Raw genomic sequence first — 16,152 nt, forward strand, 5'->3', positions numbered from 1 at the left:
CGCCCGTGAGGCCGTTTCGCCCTGGCTGGATACCCACCCTGGTAGTGCTTGCGCTGCTGCCGGGCCTGGTCGCGCTGGGGTGCTGGCAACTCGGCCGCGCCGATGAAAAACGCGCGCTGCTGGCCACCTACGCCGAGCGCCGGCTCGATACCCCGGTGGCCACCCGCCAATTGCAGCAAGGTCAAGACAACGCCTATCGCCGTGTGCACCTGTACGGCCGCTTAGATGCCGCGCACAGCCTGCTGCTGGACAACCGCATGCGCGATGGCCAGGCCGGTGTCGAGTTGCTGCAGCCGTTCCAGGACCAGGCCAGCGGCCTTTGGCTGCTGGTGAACCGCGGCTGGTTACCCTGGCCCGATCGCCGCGTGCCGGTAAGCTTCGCCACCCCGGACCAGCCTCTGGCGCTGGAGGCCACGGTGTACGTGGCACCGGGCAGCACCTTCCAGTTACACCCAGACCCGGTTGGCGGTCAGTGGCCGCACCTGCTGACGGCAATCGACGCAAGACAGTTGTGGCAACAACTGGGGCGTGACGGTTTCGACCATGAGCTGCGCCTGGAACCAGGCCCGGCCAGCTATCGCCTGGACTGGCCGGTGGTGGCCATGGGCCCGGAAAAACACCAGGGCTACGCCGTGCAGTGGTTTGCCTTGGCCACCGCCCTGGTGCTGCTCTACCTCTACTTCGGCTGGCATCACAAGAAGGAGAAACCCCATGGCCGCCGCCACTGCGCTGGACCTGCCTGAACGTAGCAAACCCAGAGCCCGCGGGCGTTTGCAGCTTATCCTGATTCTCCTGGTGGTGCTCGGGCCGATGGTCCTCGCCACCTGCATGTACAAGCTCAAGTTCTGGGTGCCGGAAGGCCGCAGCTACCACGGGGCGATGCTCGGCAACGGCGAGACCCGCGCGGATATCGGCATCGCTGGCGAGGTTGCACGCTGGCAGTTGCTGGTCAGCGCGCCCCAGGCCTGCGCCGAGGATTGCCAGCGGCTGGTCTACCTGGCGCGGCAGATCCAGGTCGGCCTGGGCCGCGACGCCAGCCGCGCCAGCCATGCCCTGGCGGCGGCCCAGCCGCTGGACGGCGTCTACCAGGCGTTGCTCGAGCGCGAGTATCCGCAACTGCAGCGCTACCCACTCGACGCCTCGCGCTACCTGCAGAAGGTCGGCGAAGCAGGCCCGCAGCTGTGGATCGTCGACCCGCACGGCAACCTGGTATTGCGCTACGACGGCAAGGTCAATGGCAAACATGTCCTCGACGACCTGCGCCACCTGCTCAAGCTGTCCAACATCGGCTAGGAGCCTGCCATGGCCAGACCCGGATTCCGCCTCGCTGTATTCGCCACCCTGCTGGCATTGCTGGTCGTCCTGCTGGGTGCCTATACCCGCCTGACCCATGCCGGCCTCGGCTGCCCCGACTGGCCGGGTTGCTACGGGTTCATCGGCGTGCCCAAGGGCGAAGCGCAGCTGGCCCACGCCGAGCTGCATTTTCCCGACCATCCGGTGGAAGCCGCCAAGGGCTGGGCCGAGATGGTCCACCGCTACTTCGCCGGCACCCTCGCCGTGGTGATCGCCCTGCTCGCCCTACAGGCGCTGCGCCGCCATGCCCGCCATGACCTGCCAGCCCAGCCGTACCGACTGCCTTTGCTGCTGTTGGGCGTGGTGCTGGCCCAGGCGGCGTTCGGCATGTGGACGGTGACCTTGAAGTTGTGGCCACAAGTGGTCACCGCCCACCTGCTGGGAGGCTTCACCACGCTCAGCCTACTGATGCTGCTGTCGCTGCGGTTGTCGCGGGCCTTTGCGCCGTTGCCCAAGTTGCCGCTGAGCCTGCGCCGGGTCGCGGCCCTGGGCTTGTTGGTGGTGATCGGGCAGATCGCCCTCGGCGGCTGGGTCAGCGCCAACTACGCCGCGGTCGCCTGCATCGACCTGCCCACCTGCCATGGCCAGTGGTGGCCGGCGGCGGACTTCAGCAACGGTTTTCACCTGACCCAGCATGTTGGCCCCAACTATCTGGGCGGGCAACTGGACAGCGATGCGCGCACGGCAATCCACATCAGCCACCGCCTCGGCGCGCTGCTGGTCACGGCGGTGCTGCTGATGCTCAGCTGGAAGCTCTATCGCTGCGGCCTGATTGGCCTGGCGCGGCTGGTGCTGCTGGTGTTGGCGTTGCAGGTGGGCCTGGGCATCAGCAACGTGGTGTTCCATCTGCCGCTGGCGGTTGCCGTGGCGCATAACGCCGGGGCGCGTCGCTGCTGCTGTGCATGGTGCTGGTGAACTACCGCATCCGTGTGGTCGACAAGGTCCGCGTCGGCCAGGGCTGGCGCCTGACGCCGGTGGCTGCTGGCAGCGTCGGCCAACCCGCGAGGAGCCCGGCATGGCGACGCTTCTAGACGCCCGGCGAGCGAGTTGGCGCGACTACCTGGAGCTGACCAAGCCCAAAGTGGTAGCGCTGATGCTGATCACCTCGCTGGTGGGCATGTTGCTGGCCAGCCATGGCGGCCCGAGCGCGAGCGTGCTGCTGTTTGGCAACCTCGGCATTGGCCTGTGCGCTGGCGGCGCGGCGGCGGTCAACCATGTGCTGGATCGGCGTATCGATGCGCTGATGGCCCGTACCGATCAGCGCCCGCTGGCCCAGGGGCGGGTCGAGCCCTTGCCGGCGTTGCTGTTCGCCCTGGCCCTGGCACTGCTGGGCATGGCCCTGCTGCTGGTGTTCACCAACCCCCTCACTGCCTGGCTGACCCTGGCCTCGCTGCTCGGCTACGCCGTGCTCTACACCGGCTTTCTCAAGCGTGCCACACCGCAGAACATCGTCATCGGTGGCCTGGCCGGCGCTGCCCCGCCGCTGCTCGGCTGGGTGGCGGTGAGCGGCCAGGTCGGCGCCGAGCCGCTGCTGCTGGTGCTGATCATCTTCGCCTGGACCCCGCCGCACTTCTGGGCCCTGGCCATTCACCGCAAGGCTGAGTACGCCAAGGCCGACATCCCCATGCTGCCGGTGACCCACGGCGAGCGCTACACGCGCCTGCATATCCTGCTGTACAGCCTGATGTTGCTCGCGGTGAGCCTGCTGCCCTACGCCATCCACATGAGCGGTCCGTTGTACCTGGCCTGCGCCCTGGTCCTGGGCCTGCGCTTCCTGCACTGGGCCTGGGTGTTGTACCGTGGCAGCCGGCCGCATGCGGCGATCGGCACCTTCAAGTACTCTATCGGCTACCTGTTCGCGCTGTTCACCGCGATGCTCGTTGACCACTACCTGTTGCTGAGCCTATGACCCGAACCCAGAAAACCGTCTTCATCCTCGTTGCCCTGGTCGCGTTGATCATCGGCCTGACCGTCAACAAGGTGCTCAGCGAGCGCAACCAGCCCAATCCCACCGAGCTGATCGATGCCGGCATCATCTTGCTGCCGCAGAGCCGCACGGTGGCGGACGTGACCATGACCGACCAGAACGGCCAACCGCTGCAACTGGACGATCTGAAGGGCAAGTGGTCGCTGCTGTTCTTCGGCTACACCTACTGCCCGGACATCTGCCCGACTACCCTGGCCCAGTTGCGCCAGGTCAAGAGCGAGCTGCCCACGGAGGCCGTGGACCGCTTGCAGGTGGTGCTGGTGAGCGTCGACCCGAACCGCGACACGCCGAACCAGCTCAAGCAGTACCTGGGCTACTTCGACAAGGACTTCGTCGGCGTTGCAGGATCGATCGAGGACACCCAGAAGCTTGCCAACGCCCTGAGCATTCCGTTCATCCCGGCCGATACCAGCAAGCCCGGCTACACCGTGGACCACAGCGGCAACCTGGCGATCGTCGGCCCGGATGGACGCCAGCGTGGCTTCATCCGGGCGCCGTTCAACAACCAGAAGCTGGTGGCGCAGTTGCCGGGGCTGGTCAAACGCGACTGACCCCGATCGCGCGTTTGACTCCGCTTTCCTGTCGGTTAGGATGACCGGCCTCGAGCATTGGCATGGAGAGCCCGATATGACCTCGCGCGACACGCGCATTCTTGCCTGGCGGCTGGTCTTGCTGCCGCTGCTGCTGTTGGCCCTGGCCATTTGGCAGGGCCATCGCGCCGATGGGCACCGCACCCTTTTACTGGAAGAGCGCGGCCGACTGCATGGCTTCATCGCCGAGGTGGAGCACATGCAGCGCGAGCGCGACCATCGCGACGTCCAGTTCAATGGGCGCCCGGTGAACCCCGCCATGGCCAACAGCATGGCGGTGCTGTATCTGCAGCAGGTCGAGCGCGAGTTGACCTTCGCCCGCATCGGCACCGCGCTGGCGCAGTGGTCGCTGCCGTTGGCGACCTTGCTCACGCTGCTGGGCGTGGGCTCGCTGGTGACGCTGCGCTGGGCCGGCAAGGCTGCGCTGGCCTCAAGGGCCAGGTTGGTGCGCTTGTTCCATAGGGTACGGCAACTGTTACCGCTGGTGCTGGCCGCGCTGATGGTGCTGCTGACCCTGACTGCCGTGCTGGAAATCGCTTATGAAGCGCTCTGGTTGTTCGCGCTGAAGCAGACCTCGGCCGGGGTGCTCAAGCTGCAACTGCTGGTGGGTTTCCTGATTCTGGCAATGCTCTGGCCGCTGTACCGCCTGCCAGGGCATCTCAAGACCATGCTGCAACTGTTCAACCCCGAGCCCCACGACATCTTCGGCACGCCGCTGACCGAGCAGCAGGCGCCTGAGCTGTGGGCCAGGGTGCGGTCACTGGCGCGGCGGCTCGACGCGCTGGAGCCGGACAACATCGTGGTCGGCTGCCTCGAAGGCTTCTACGTGACCTCGGCCGATGTCCTGCTGCAGCCGGACGAACGCCGCCTGCAGGGGCGCACGCTGTACCTGCCGTTGCCGTTGCTGGCGGTGCTCAGCCGCAGCGAAAGCGATGCGGTGATCGCCCACGAGCTGGCCCACTTCTCGGGCGAGGACACCGCCTACAGTATGCGTTTCGCGCCCATCTACCAGGGTGTGTGGCGCAGCATCGGGGTGCTTGGCGAGCACATGGAGGCAGGCTTTCTACGCGGATTGCTGACCCTGCCGGCCTTCGCGCTGGCCGTGTACTCGATGCAGCGATTCGACCATGCCGTGAGCTACTGGAGCCGCGAGCGCGAACTGCTGGCCGATGCCGCAGGCGCGAAGATTGGCGGGCCGCAGGCGGTGGTGGATTCGCTGGTGCGGATCGGCGCGCTGGAGCCGCTGATCGATCAGCACCATGCGCACCTGTGCGGCCAGCCGGAGCAATGGCCGCAGGACCTCCTCGGCGCGGTGCTGGCCCACCTCGAACAGCAACCGATAGCGCTGCCGGACAACGAGCTGGCGGATCAACTGCCCCACCCGACCGATACCCATCCACAGACCTTGCAGCGCATTCAGGCGCTGGGCATGTCGGCCGAGGATGCGCGCCACGGCCAGGCCCTGCGCCCGGTGCTGGTCGACCAGGCGCTGGCTCGCCTTGCCGAGGACGTGCCGGACGTTGCGGCACTGTCACGCCAGCTGACGGCAGCCCTCGGCGGCTTCCTCGCGCGCCAGCGCCAGGAGATGCGCCGCGAGCTGGAGGAACGAGCGCAGGCGGTGCCGAGCGAAAGTATCGTTCGCGAAGGCGCGCAAGTGCGTGGCCGTTTTCTCCTGGTGGTGGCGATCGGCTGCCTGCTGGCCGCGCTATGGTTGGTGCTGGGCGTGAATGTGCACGGCGCCAAGCCTGGGCTGATCACCTTCTTCCGTGTGCTGGCCGTGGGTATTGCCGCCACCGGGGTGATGCTCGGCGTGTTCGGTTGGCGCTTCATCAAACGTGCCGCCACTCCCGCATTGATCCTGACCCGGGACACGGTGCGCTTTGCCAATGCCCCGCAAGCGATCGCGCTGCATTGTTTCGATCAATACATGATCAAGGTCTCGCCTGGCCTGGCGGTGGTGTTGCAGCTGGCCGAGGATGCACCGTTGCCGGTGTTCCACAAGCGCAGGTTCTGGGAGCCCGACGCCAAGTTCGATGCGCGGACCCGGCAGGTCACGTTGGCCTTGGGGCGCTGGAGCGTGGACGGCAAGGCGCTCAGTGGTGGCGAGCTGTCCTTGCTGGTGGGCCGTTACCTGGAGGGAGGCCACGCGCGGCAGGCGCTGCAGGCGTTGGAAGGAGAGTCGGCGGGCGACGCAAGGTAGCGGTTGTCTTGGGCGGCCTCATCGCCGGCAAGCCGGCTCCTACAGGTAGCGGGGTGTCCGTCAATGCGGCGCACCTTCGTGTAGGAGCCGGCTTGCCGGCGATGGTTTCAGCGAGGTCTAGCGGCTCAGAAGCTCGGTACCACTGCGCCCTTGTACTTGTCCGTGATGAACTGCTTCAACTCGGGCGAGTGCAGGGCCGCCTTGAGCTTGTTCATCGCGTCGGAGTTCAGGTTGTCCGGGCGGGCCACCAGGATGTTGACGTACGGCGAGTCGCTACCCTCGATGACCAGCGCGTCTTTCACAGGGTTCAGCTTGGCTTCCAGCGCGTCTTTCTCAGGGTTCAGCTTGGCTTCCAGCGCGTAGTTGGTGTTGATCAGCGCCAGGTCGACCTGGGTCAATACACGCGGAATGGTCGCGGCTTCCAGCTCGCGGAACTTGAGCTTCTTGTCGTTACCGGTGATGTCTTTCACGGTGGACAGGATGTTCTTGTTGTCCTTGAGCTTGATCACGCCGGCCTTGTCCAGCAGCAGCAAGGCACGGCCGCCGTTGGTGGCGTCGTTGGGGATGACCACGGTGGCGCCGTCCGGCAGCTCGTTGAGCGACTTGTACTTGCTCGAGTAGGCGCCCAGCGGCTCCAGGTGCACGCCGACCACACTGACCAGGTCGGTGCCCTTGGCCTTGTTGAACTCATCCAGGTACGGCTGGTGCTGGAAGAAGTTGGCGTCCAGGCGCTTCTCGGCGACCTGCACGTTGGGCTGGATGTAGTCGGTGAACTCCTTGACCTTCAGCTCCACGCCCTCTTTCGCCAATTGCGGTTTGACGAAGTTGAGGATCTCGGCGTGGGGCACCGGGGTGGCGGCGACGGTCAGGGTTTCGGCGTGCGCCGAGAAGGCCGCGACAGCGGCAATGACAGCAAGCAGCTTCTTCATTGATCACTCCTTGTGAGGGCCGCGACGGCCCCCGGGTGGGCCGGCCGGGCCGACCCCATTGGGTTACTTACGGGAAAAATGCACGACCAGTTTGTCGCCCACGCTCTGCAGGACTTGAACCAGGATCAGCAACAGCACCACGGTGACGATCATCACGTCGGTTTGGAAGCGTTGGTAGCCGAAGCGGATCGCCAGGTCGCCCAGGCCGCCGGCACCGACCACGCCGGCCATGGCCGTGTAAGACACCAGGGTGATGGCGGTGACGGTAATGGCCGCGAAGATGCCCGGGCGAGCTTCCGGCAGCAGCGCGTTGGTGATGATCTGGCGGGTCGTTGCCCCCATCGACTGGGTCGCCTCGATGATGCCGCGGTCCACCTCGCGCAGGGCGGTTTCGACCAGCCGTGCGAAGAACGGCGTGGCGCCCACAACCAGCGGTGGGATGGCACCGGCGACGCCCAGCGAGGTGCCGGTGATCAGCACGGTGATCGGGATCATCACGATCAGCAGGATGATGAACGGCAGCGAGCGCAGGATGTTGACCACCAGCGACAGCAACGCGTACACGCCCTTCTGCTCGAACATCTGCCGAGGGCCGCACAGGAACAGCAGCACGCCCAGCGGCAGGCCCAGCAGCACGGTGAAGAACAGCGAGCCGAACAGCATGATCATGGTATCGACGGTGGCCAGCCAGATTTCGGCCCAGTCGACGTTGGCAAAGAAATTCAGGGCGTCCATCAACGCAGTACCTCCATATGTACGTCAGCTGCCGTGAAGCGGGCGAAGGCCGCTTCCATGTCGCCGCCGGTGACGGCCAGGGTCAGCTGCCCATAGGGGACGTCCTTGATGCGGTCGATGCGCCCGGCGAGGATGCTGTAGTCCACGCCGGTCTCGCGGGCCACGGTGCCCAGCAGCGGCGCGTAGGTGGCCTCGCCCTGGAAGGTCAGGCGCACGATGCGGCCCGGCACATGGGCGAAATCGTCGCGCTGTTCGCCTTCGTCGACTTGCTCGTCTTCCTGGACGAAGCGCTTGGTGGTCGGGTGCTGCGGGTGCAGGAACACGTCGGCCACCGAGCCTTGCTCGACGATCTGCCCCGCGTCCATCACCGCCACGCGGTCGCAGACCCGGCGGATCACGTCCATTTCATGGGTGATCAGCACGATGGTCAGCTTCAGCTCACGGTTGATCTCGGCCAGCAGTTGCAGCACCGAGGCGGTGGTCTGCGGGTCGAGGGCGCTGGTGGCTTCGTCGCACAGCAGGATCTTCGGGTTGGTGGACAAGGCGCGGGCGATGCCCACGCGTTGCTTCTGGCCGCCGGACAACTGCGCCGGGTACTTCCTGGCGTGGTCGGAGAGCCCCACGCGGGCCAGCAACTCGGTGACGCGCTTGTCGATCTCGCTGCGCGACAGCTCGCCGGCCAGGGTCAGTGGCAGCGCGACGTTGTCGGCAACGGTCTTGGAGGCCAGCAGGTTGAAGTGCTGGAAGATCATCCCGACCTGCTGGCGCAGGCCGCGCAATTGGGTAGCGTTGAACGCGGTGACGTCTTCGCCGTCGATGATGATCTTGCCACCGGAGGGCTCTTCGAGGCGATTGATCAGGCGCAGCATGGTGCTCTTGCCGGCGCCGGAATGGCCGATCAGGCCGAACACCTGGCCGTCTTCGATGGTCAGGCTGGTCGGATTGAGGGCGGGGATTTCCCTACCGGCGACGCGGTAGGTCTTGTGCACTTGTTGGAACTCGATCACGTAGCGAACCTTGTGGGGCGCATGGAATTTGGGTCAGCGGTTAGCTGGGGTCGCGCATTTTAGCGTTTTCCCATAGCTGTTCTTAGCATTTATTTCGTAATGCACCAATTCCACGGGCATAACGCGACAACTGGTAAACCCGATTGAACGCTCGGCGAAGCGTCCCGGTCACTACAGGACAAGCCCGAATGGGCACGCCTGAAGACTGAAGAGGAGAGCCGATCATGCCCAGCAAGAAAACGGACGCGCCCAGAAACAGTGAAGTTGCCGGCACCCAGACCCCGGACCGAGCCAATACCAACGCCAAACTGCAGAGCCTGGAAGAGGTGCGCAGCGATGCCACCGGCCAGGCCCTGCGGACCAACCAGGGCGTGCGCATCGCCGACAACCAGAACACGCTCAAGGCTGGCGCCCGGGGGCCTTCTCTGCTCGAAGACTTCATCATGCGCGAGAAGATCACCCACTTCGACCATGAGCGCATTCCTGAGCGCATCGTCCATGCCCGTGGCACCGGCGCTCACGGTTACTTCCAGAGTTATGGCTGCCACGCCGAACTGAGCAAGGCCGGTTTCCTCCAGGACCCTGAGAAGATCACCCCGGTATTCGTGCGATTTTCCACGGTCCAGGGGCCGCGGGGCTCAGGCGACACGGTGCGCGACGTGCGCGGCTTTGCCGTCAAGTTCTATACCGATGAGGGTAATTTCGACCTGGTTGGCAACAACATGCCCGTGTTTTTCATCCAGGACGCGATCAAGTTTCCCGATTTCGTCCACGCGGTGAAGCCAGAGCCGCACAACGAAATGCCCACCGGCGGCTCGGCCCACGATACCTTTTGGGATTTCGTCTCCCTGGTGCCGGAGTCGGCGCACATGGTCATGTGGGCCATGTCCGACCGCGCCATTCCGCGTAGCCTGCGGATGATGGAAGGGTTTGGCGTGCACACCTTCCGCCTGATCAATGCCCAGGGCGTGGCCAGTTTCGTCAAGTTCCACTGGAAACCACGCCAGGGCGTGCACTCGCTGCTGTGGGACGAGGCGCAGAAGCTGGCGGGCAAGGACACCGACTTCCAGCGTCGCGACCTTTGGGAGGCCATCGAGACCGGCGACTACCCGGAATGGGAGCTGGGCGTGCAGATCGTTCCGGAGGCGGACGAGCACAAGTTCGATTTCGACCTGCTCGACCCGACCAAGATCATTCCCGAGGAACTGGTGCCGGTGACGCCCCTGGGCAAGATGGTGCTCAACCGCAACCCGGACAACTTCTTCGCCGAAACCGAGCAGGTCGCGTTCTGCCCAGGGCACATCGTGCCGGGCATCGATTTCACCAACGATCCGCTGCTACAGGGCCGGTTGTTCTCCTACACCGACACCCAGATCAGCCGTCTCGGTGGGCCGAACTTCCACCAGATCCCGATCAACCGCCCGGTGGCGCCCAACCACAACAACCAGCGCGATGCGATGCACCAGCATGTATTGCACAAGGGGCGCGCCTCCTACGAGCCGAATTCCATCGATAGCGGCTGGCCCAAGGAGACGCCGCCAGGGCCGCAGGATGGCGGTTTCGAGAGCTATCAGGAGCGCATCGACGCACACAAGATCCGTGAGCGCAGCGAGTCGTTCGGCGATCACTTCTCCCAGGCGCGGTTGTTCTTCCAGAGCATGAGCGCGACCGAGCAGCAGCACATCGTCAAGGCCTACAGCTTCGAGTTGGGCAAGGTCGAGCGCGAGCATATCCGCGCCCGCGAGGTGAACGAGATCCTCGCCAACATCGACCTGAAGCTCGCCGCGGCGGTGGCGGCCAACCTTGGCCTGCCTGCGCCGAAGGCCGGGACCGTGCAGGTCAAGGGTAGCCAGCTCAAGCAATCGCCAGCCCTGAGCCAGATGAACCACCTGGGCGATGTCGGCATCAAGGGGCGCAAGATCGCCGTACTGGTGGCCGATGGCGTGGACGCCGGCAATGTCGACCACTGGCGCAAGGCGCTCGAGGCGCACAGTGCGCGCATCCTCGTGCTTGGCCCGACGTCGGCTCCGGTCAAGGCGGCCGATGGCAAGGCGCTGGCAGTGGATGCCTCGATGGAGGGGATGCCCTCGGTGATGTTCGATGGGGTGGTGGTGCCCGGTGGCAAGAAGGCCCTGGATGCGCTGGCGGGTAGCGGGTTGGCCAAGCATTTCTTGCTGGAAGCCTACAAGCACCTCAAGGCGATCGCCTTCGCTGCCGAGGGCAAATCGCTGGTCGACGGGCTTGGGCTCAAGGCGGACAAAGGCTTGCTGCTGGGGGATGACCAGAAGGCAGTGGAAGCCTTCGTGAAGGCGGTCGAGGCACATCGGGTTTGGGAACGGGAGGCTGCGGCCGAGGCTGTTCCTGCCTGAGGAGGGCTGCTTTGCAGCCCATCGCCGGCAAGCCGGCTCCTAAGGGTAGGAGCCGGCTTGCCGGCGATGGGGCGCTGACGGATTCACTGCTGATGCGGAATCAGCACCACCTGCGCCGGCAGCGAGCGCTGGATCTCGTGCTTTTGCTTCAAGGCGAATCCGCTGTCGATCTTGTGCACGCGCTTTTCCAGGAGGGTCTTCAGCCAAGGTGCGTCTTGCGTGCGCGGCACCTGGAACACCACGTCACACTGGTAATTCACCACATCCTTGGCGATCTCGTCGAGTTGCCGACGCATCGCTGCAATATCGGTAGTTTTCAATGCCACCACGGTGCTTGGCGCGGTGGGGTCGATCACGCGCGCCGCTGGCTTGGCCTCGGCCGCTTTCAACGCCGCCTCGGCCTTTTCCAGTTCAGCCTTGCGCGCCATGGCGACGGCATCGCCACCGGTCACCGCCGGAGCCTGTGGCATCAGCGCGCGAGCGCGGGCCAAGGCAGTGGCAGCGGCGTTGACATCGCCCTTTTGCAGCACGATCTGGCTACGTTGCAGGTAGGCCTCGGCCAACTGTCGCTGGTATTGCTCCAGGCGCGAGTCATCCGGCGCCTGGGCTTGCAAGGCGGCCAATTGGTCTTCGGCTGTGGCCAGCTCGTTGCTGGCGATACTTTGCTGCAGCTGCTGCCAGGCATCGGCTTGGGCAGGTGCGGTGGCCTGGTCCACCGGCGCGCTGGAACACGCGGCCAGGAACAGGGAAAACGCGGCAACAAGCAGATAACGGGATGCGAACGGCTTCATTCCTGCGACTCTCTATTTGCGCAAAAAGCGAGCAAGTCTACACCCAGGTGCGCACGCTCGAAAACAAGTCTTACAGACCCTTTACCCGGCAAATGGTTGCAGGATGCGCCGTGACGCATCCTCAATTTCCTATCTTTTCGGCAGGGCCAGGCTCAGCAAGAATAGCACTGCGGCGCAGACCACGATCGACGGGCCGGCCGGGGTGTCCTTGAACCAGGACATGGCCAGGCCGCCGCAGACCGCGACCACGCCCAGCACGCTGGCACCCAGCGCCATCTGTTCCGGTGAGCGGGCATGGCGTTGCGCGGTTGCCGCCGGAATGATCAGCAGCGAGGTGATCAGCAGCACGCCGACGATCTTCATCGCCACCGCGATGACCACCGCGATCAGCAGCATCAGCCCCAGGCGCAGGCCTGCCACCGGCAGGCCTTCGACCATGGCCAGCTCTTCGTGCACGGTCACTGCCAGCAGCGGCCGCCACAGGGCGGCGAGCAGTACCAGCACCAGGGCGCTGCCGCCGAGGATCCAGGCCAGGTCGGTGGTGCTGATGGCCAGCAGGTCACCGAACAGGTAGGCCATCAGGTCGATGCGCACATCGTGCATGAAGCTCAGCGCCACCAGGCCCAGCGACAGGGTGCTGGGCGCGAGGATGCCGAGCAGGGTATCGGAAGCCAGTGGCTGACGTTGCTGCAAGGTCACCAGCAGGATCGCCAACAGCAGGCAGCCGACGGTCACCGCCAGCGCCGGGCTGACGTCCAGGGCAAAGCCCATGGCCACCCCCAGCAACGCGGCGTGGGACAGGGTGTCACCGAAATAGGCCATGCGCCGCCACACCACGAAGGAACCCAGCGGGCCCGCCACCAGCGCCAAGGAAAGACCCGCAAGCAGGGCATACAGAAGAAAATCAGCCATGCTTGCAGTGCTCTCCGTGAACATGGGTGCCGGGGGCGACCACCGAGCCATGCAGGTCGTGGCTGTGGTCGTGGTGGTGGTGATAGATGGCCAGGCTCGGGGCGTTCTGACCGAACAGCTCGACGAAAGCGGGGTCGCCACTGACCTGCTCCGGGTGGCCGGAGCAACATACGTGGCGGTTCAGGCAGACCACCTGGTCGGTGGTGCTCATCACCAGGTGCAAATCGTGGGACACCATCAGCACGCCGCAGCCGTGGCGGTCGCGCAGGCGGGTGATGAGGTTGTACAACTCGGTCTGGCCGACCACGTCCACACCTTGCACCGGTTCGTCCAGCACCAGCAGTTGCGGCTCGCGCAGCAGGGCGCGGGCCAGCAGCACGCGTTGCATCTCGCCGCCGGAAATGGTCTGGATGGGGCTGTCGATGACCTGTTCGGCGCCCACTTCCTGCAGCGCCGAGAGAGCGGCGGCGCGGTCTACACCGGGTACCAGGCGCAGGAAGCGCAGCACCGACAGTGGCAGCGTTGCATCCACCTGGATCTTTTGCGGCATGTAGCCGATACGCAGCTTCGGCTTGCGCCATACCTTGCCGCGGTGTGGTTTCAACAACCCGAGCACGGCGCGCACCAGGGTGGTCTTGCCGGCACCGTTGGGGCCGATCAGGGTGACGATCTGCCCCGGTGCCACCGACAGGTCGATGCTGTCCAGCACTGCCTCGCCGCCGAAGGTGACGCCGACCTGCTCCAGGCGGATCAATGCGTCGCTCATGCCGCGCTCCGGCAGTTGCTGCACAGGCCGACCACCTCGACCGTCTGGGTCTCGACACTGAAGCCCACGTCCAGGGCGCTGGCGACGATGGCGTCGCTGATGCTCTGCTGTTCCAGCTCGATGGCCACGTGGCATGCGCGGCAGATCAGGAACTGGCCCTGGTGCGCGTGCTCTGGATGGCTGCAGCCGATGAAGGCGTTGAGCGAGGCGATGCGGTGTACCAGGCCGTTTTCCAGGAGGAAGTCCAGCGCGCGGTACACGGTGGGCGGCGCGGCGCGGCGGCCGTCCTGCTCGCTGAGCACGGCGAGGATGTCGTACGCGCCCAGCGGCTTGTGGCTCTGCCACACCAGCTCCAGCACGCGGCGGCGCAATGCGGTCAGGCGCAGGCCCTGGCGGGTGCACAGGGCATCGGCTTCGGACAATGCGCTGTGCACGCAATGGGAATGATCGTGAGGACGGTTGGCCAGCGGCGTGATGGACATGGGCAGCGACGGTTCTGGATGGAGACGTTATTATGTTACCTGTTTCTGACGAGCCGAGTATTAAACGTGTCCCGATTCCTTGTGCTTTTTGTCGCTTTCATCGCGTGCTCGGCGCAGGCCGACGTGCGCGTGCTGACCAGTATCAAGCCCCTGCAGCAGATTGCCGCAGCGGTGCAGGACGGCGTCGGCAGCCCCGATGTGCTGCTGCCGCCTGGCGCTTCGCCGCACCACTATGCCTTGCGCCCTTCCGACGTGCGACGGGTTGCCGATGCCGATTTGCTCTACTGGATCGGCCCCGACATGGAGAGCTTCCTGCCGCGGGTGCTGGGTAGCCGCAGCAAGCCCACGGTGGCCGTGCAGACGCTCAAGGGCATGCACCTGCGCCACTTCGGCGAGGACAGCCAGTCCCACGAGGAAGAGGCGCATGACGATCATGACCACGACCACCGTCCGGGCAGCCTCGATGCCCACCTGTGGTTGTCGACGGTCAACGCGCGGGTGATCGCATTGACGATGGCCGCCGACCTGGCGCGCACCGACCCGGCCAATGCCGCGCGCTACATGGCCAACGGCCGGGCCTTCGTCGAGCGCATGGACGCTCTGGATGCGCGCATCAAGGCACGCGTGGCAGGTGTCGCCGACAAACCCTACTTCGTGTTCCACGAGGCGTTCGACTACTTCGAAAATGCCTATGGCCTGAAGCACACCGGGGTGTTCAGCGTGGCCTCCGAGGTACAGCCCGGTGCCCAGCACGTGGCGGCGATGCGCGCGCGTTTGCAGGAAGTGGGCAAGACCTGCGTGTTCAGCGAGCCACCGATCCGCCCGCGTCTGGCCGAGACGTTGACTGCCGGGTTGCCTGTGCGTCTGGCGGAGTTGGATGCGTTGGGGGGTACCGATCCGGTGGATGGCAAGGGCTATGAGCGCCTGCTGGAGAAGCTGGGCAGTGACCTGGCGGGGTGCCTGGAGCAGCTCTGAGCCTGTAATGGCCCTTTCGCGGGCAAGCCCGCGAAAGGGCCGACGCGGCCTAGAGTGCGAACGGCAGGTGCAACGCCACCTGCTGACGCTGCGCCAGGCGCACCTCGAACTCGCGCGGGTCATGGATCATCACATCCATGCCGGCGAACGCCTGGGCTGCGATCAGGCGCGACAGCCAGAAACGCACGCACGCCACACGTAGCATTTCCGGCCACAACTCGGCCTCGGCCGCGGTGAACGGCCGCAGCGCCGCATAGGCCGCCAGCAGGGCCTGGGCGCGCGGTACGTCGATGGCGCCGTGTGCGTCCAGGCACCAGTCGTTCACGGTGATGGCGATGTCATACAGCATCGGCCCCGAGCAGGCGTTGTAGAAGTCGATCACGCCGGTCAGGTGGGTGCCTTCGAACATCACGTTGTCACGGAACAGGTCGGCATGCAGGTTGGCCCGTGGCAAGGCCAGGATCTGCGCCTTGTGCGCCTCGATCTCGGCCAGCGCCGGCTGCAGCAGCGCCGCCTGCTGCGCGTCCAGGTGCGGCAGCAGTTCGGCGCCGCTGGCCAGCATCCAGTCCAGGCCCCGGTCGGTCCGGCGTTCGATGATGCGCTCGCGGGTCGCCAGGTGAATGTGCGCCAACAGCTCGCCCACCTGGGCGCAATGTTGGTTGTTCGGAACCTTGATGTGCTTGCCCGACAGCCGTGGCTGCAACAGCGCCGGCTTGCCGCACAGCTCGCGCAGGGCGTTGCCGTCGCGGTCACGCAGGGCGTAGGGCACAGGCATGTCGGCGTCGTGCAGCACGTCGAGCAGGTCGATGAAGAACGGCATGTCCTCCACCGGGCCTCGTTCGACCAGCGTCAGGACGAACTCCCCCTGTTCGAGGCTGACGAAGAAATTGCTGTTTTCGGTGCCGGCGGCAATGCCCTGGAAATCGAGCAGACGGCCCAGCTCGTACGGCGCCAGAAAGGTTTCCAGCTCAGGCCGGGTCACGGGGGTGAAGACTGACATGATGAAGAGTTGCCCATGCGGGCACTTCCGCCGGGAAGTGCCAGGTTGATGTAAGT

General features: G+C 65.5%; 15 protein-coding genes and 1 pseudogene. 8 read left to right on the plus strand and 8 right to left on the minus strand.

Features of this window, described 5'->3' with window-relative positions; all coding sequences use genetic code 11:
• The first annotated feature begins 5 nt into the window (after positions 1-5).
• The 6 genes and pseudogenes from E6B08_RS00685 to E6B08_RS00710 all read left to right on the plus strand — a co-directional run bounded on the left by E6B08_RS00685 (position 6) and on the right by E6B08_RS00710 (position 6,130).
• Positions 6-743, plus strand: coding sequence for an SURF1 family protein (locus E6B08_RS00685; protein WP_136912330.1), 738 nt, complete (start codon positions 6-8; stop codon positions 741-743).
• The gene (locus E6B08_RS00690; protein WP_136912331.1) at positions 712-1,293 is read left to right on the plus strand and encodes a hypothetical protein; all 582 of its coding nucleotides are present in this window, start codon (positions 712-714) and stop codon (positions 1,291-1,293) included. Before E6B08_RS00685 ends, E6B08_RS00690 begins: the two co-directional genes overlap by 32 nt.
• A 9-nt stretch (positions 1,294-1,302) precedes the next feature.
• Positions 1,303-2,384 (plus strand): annotated as a pseudogene (locus tag E6B08_RS00695) (COX15/CtaA family protein).
• Entirely contained in the window at positions 2,369-3,262 is an 894-nt protein-coding gene (gene cyoE / locus E6B08_RS00700; RefSeq protein ID WP_136912332.1) for a heme o synthase, read from the plus strand. The pseudogene E6B08_RS00695 and the gene cyoE overlap by 16 nt, the downstream one beginning before the upstream one ends.
• Complete coding sequence (locus tag E6B08_RS00705) at positions 3,259-3,891, plus strand: SCO family protein (RefSeq protein ID WP_136912333.1); 633 nt, start codon at positions 3,259-3,261, stop codon at positions 3,889-3,891. Before cyoE ends, E6B08_RS00705 begins: the two co-directional genes overlap by 4 nt.
• A gap of 76 nt (positions 3,892-3,967) precedes the next feature.
• Complete coding sequence (locus tag E6B08_RS00710; RefSeq protein ID WP_136912334.1) at positions 3,968-6,130, plus strand: M48 family metallopeptidase; 2,163 nt, start codon at positions 3,968-3,970, stop codon at positions 6,128-6,130.
• A gap of 125 nt (positions 6,131-6,255) precedes the next feature.
• On the opposite strand, the gene E6B08_RS00715 is transcribed toward E6B08_RS00710, so the two are convergent.
• The 3 genes from E6B08_RS00715 to E6B08_RS00725 all read right to left on the minus strand — a co-directional run bounded on the left by E6B08_RS00715 (position 6,256) and on the right by E6B08_RS00725 (position 8,801).
• Complete coding sequence (locus tag E6B08_RS00715; RefSeq protein ID WP_136912335.1) at positions 6,256-7,059, minus strand: MetQ/NlpA family ABC transporter substrate-binding protein; 804 nt, start codon at positions 7,057-7,059, stop codon at positions 6,256-6,258.
• A 63-nt stretch (positions 7,060-7,122) separates the two neighbouring features.
• Positions 7,123-7,794, minus strand: coding sequence for a methionine ABC transporter permease (locus E6B08_RS00720; protein WP_136912336.1), 672 nt, complete (start codon positions 7,792-7,794; stop codon positions 7,123-7,125).
• Positions 7,794-8,801: a methionine ABC transporter ATP-binding protein gene (locus tag E6B08_RS00725; RefSeq protein WP_136912337.1), complete on the minus strand. Its 1,008-nt coding sequence runs from the start codon at positions 8,799-8,801 to the stop codon at positions 7,794-7,796. The genes E6B08_RS00720 and E6B08_RS00725 overlap by 1 nt, the downstream gene beginning before the upstream one ends.
• Positions 8,802-9,025: 224 nt before the next feature.
• Between E6B08_RS00725 and katE the strand changes: the two genes are divergently transcribed.
• Positions 9,026-11,170, plus strand: a complete 2,145-nt coding sequence (gene katE / locus E6B08_RS00730; RefSeq protein WP_136912338.1) for a catalase HPII — start codon at positions 9,026-9,028, stop codon at positions 11,168-11,170.
• 83 nt (positions 11,171-11,253) lie between these two features.
• Here katE and E6B08_RS00735 read toward each other — a convergent pair whose 3' ends face one another.
• The 4 genes from E6B08_RS00735 to zur form a co-directional block, all read right to left on the minus strand.
• Positions 11,254-11,961, minus strand: a complete 708-nt coding sequence (locus tag E6B08_RS00735; RefSeq protein WP_136912339.1) for a PA5502 family lipoprotein — start codon at positions 11,959-11,961, stop codon at positions 11,254-11,256.
• Between the two features lie 129 nt (positions 11,962-12,090).
• The gene (gene znuB, locus E6B08_RS00740; protein ID WP_136912340.1) at positions 12,091-12,873 is read right to left on the minus strand and encodes a zinc ABC transporter permease subunit ZnuB; all 783 of its coding nucleotides are present in this window, start codon (positions 12,871-12,873) and stop codon (positions 12,091-12,093) included.
• Positions 12,866-13,639 carry a zinc ABC transporter ATP-binding protein ZnuC gene (znuC, locus tag E6B08_RS00745; protein ID WP_136912341.1) on the minus strand — a complete coding sequence of 258 codons (774 nt, stop codon included), beginning with the start codon at positions 13,637-13,639 and terminating at the stop codon, positions 12,866-12,868. The genes znuB and znuC overlap by 8 nt, the downstream gene beginning before the upstream one ends.
• Positions 13,636-14,121 carry a zinc uptake transcriptional repressor Zur gene (gene zur, locus E6B08_RS00750; RefSeq protein ID WP_136912342.1) on the minus strand — a complete coding sequence of 162 codons (486 nt, stop codon included), beginning with the start codon at positions 14,119-14,121 and terminating at the stop codon, positions 13,636-13,638. The genes znuC and zur overlap by 4 nt, the downstream gene beginning before the upstream one ends.
• An 18-nt stretch (positions 14,122-14,139) precedes the next feature.
• On the opposite strand from zur, the gene E6B08_RS00755 reads away from it, so the two are divergent.
• Complete coding sequence (locus E6B08_RS00755) at positions 14,140-15,096, plus strand: zinc ABC transporter substrate-binding protein (RefSeq protein WP_136912343.1); 957 nt, start codon at positions 14,140-14,142, stop codon at positions 15,094-15,096.
• A 49-nt stretch (positions 15,097-15,145) separates the two neighbouring features.
• Here the strand turns inward: E6B08_RS00755 and E6B08_RS00760 are convergent, their stop codons facing one another.
• Positions 15,146-16,096 carry a homoserine kinase gene (locus E6B08_RS00760; protein WP_136912344.1) on the minus strand — a complete coding sequence of 317 codons (951 nt, stop codon included), beginning with the start codon at positions 16,094-16,096 and terminating at the stop codon, positions 15,146-15,148.
• Positions 16,097-16,152 lie beyond the last annotated feature (56 nt).

Origin of the sequence: Pseudomonas putida (assembly GCF_005080685.1) — a bacterium.
Taxonomy (GTDB): Bacteria; Pseudomonadota; Gammaproteobacteria; order Pseudomonadales; family Pseudomonadaceae; genus Aquipseudomonas; species Aquipseudomonas putida_V.

What these genes read in the sequence shown, in the direction of transcription:
- E6B08_RS00690 (WP_136912331.1), top strand. Translation starts at nt 712, where the DNA reads ATGGCCGCCGCCACTGCGCTGGACCTGCCTGAACGTAGCAAACCCAGA.
- cyoE (WP_136912332.1), top strand. Translation starts at nt 2,369, where the DNA reads ATGGCGACGCTTCTAGACGCCCGGCGAGCGAGTTGGCGCGACTACCTG.
- E6B08_RS00705 (WP_136912333.1), top strand. Translation starts at nt 3,259, where the DNA reads ATGACCCGAACCCAGAAAACCGTCTTCATCCTCGTTGCCCTGGTCGCG.
- E6B08_RS00710 (WP_136912334.1), top strand. Translation starts at nt 3,968, where the DNA reads ATGACCTCGCGCGACACGCGCATTCTTGCCTGGCGGCTGGTCTTGCTG.
- E6B08_RS00715 (WP_136912335.1), bottom strand. Translation starts at nt 7,059, where the DNA reads ATGAAGAAGCTGCTTGCTGTCATTGCCGCTGTCGCGGCCTTCTCGGCG.
- E6B08_RS00720 (WP_136912336.1), bottom strand. Translation starts at nt 7,794, where the DNA reads ATGGACGCCCTGAATTTCTTTGCCAACGTCGACTGGGCCGAAATCTGG.
- katE (WP_136912338.1), top strand. Translation starts at nt 9,026, where the DNA reads ATGCCCAGCAAGAAAACGGACGCGCCCAGAAACAGTGAAGTTGCCGGC.
- E6B08_RS00735 (WP_136912339.1), bottom strand. Translation starts at nt 11,961, where the DNA reads ATGAAGCCGTTCGCATCCCGTTATCTGCTTGTTGCCGCGTTTTCCCTG.
- znuB (WP_136912340.1), bottom strand. Translation starts at nt 12,873, where the DNA reads ATGGCTGATTTTCTTCTGTATGCCCTGCTTGCGGGTCTTTCCTTGGCG.
- znuC (WP_136912341.1), bottom strand. Translation starts at nt 13,639, where the DNA reads ATGAGCGACGCATTGATCCGCCTGGAGCAGGTCGGCGTCACCTTCGGC.
- zur (WP_136912342.1), bottom strand. Translation starts at nt 14,121, where the DNA reads ATGTCCATCACGCCGCTGGCCAACCGTCCTCACGATCATTCCCATTGC.
- E6B08_RS00755 (WP_136912343.1), top strand. Translation starts at nt 14,140, where the DNA reads ATGGAGACGTTATTATGTTACCTGTTTCTGACGAGCCGAGTATTAAAC.
- E6B08_RS00760 (WP_136912344.1), bottom strand. Translation starts at nt 16,096, where the DNA reads ATGTCAGTCTTCACCCCCGTGACCCGGCCTGAGCTGGAAACCTTTCTG.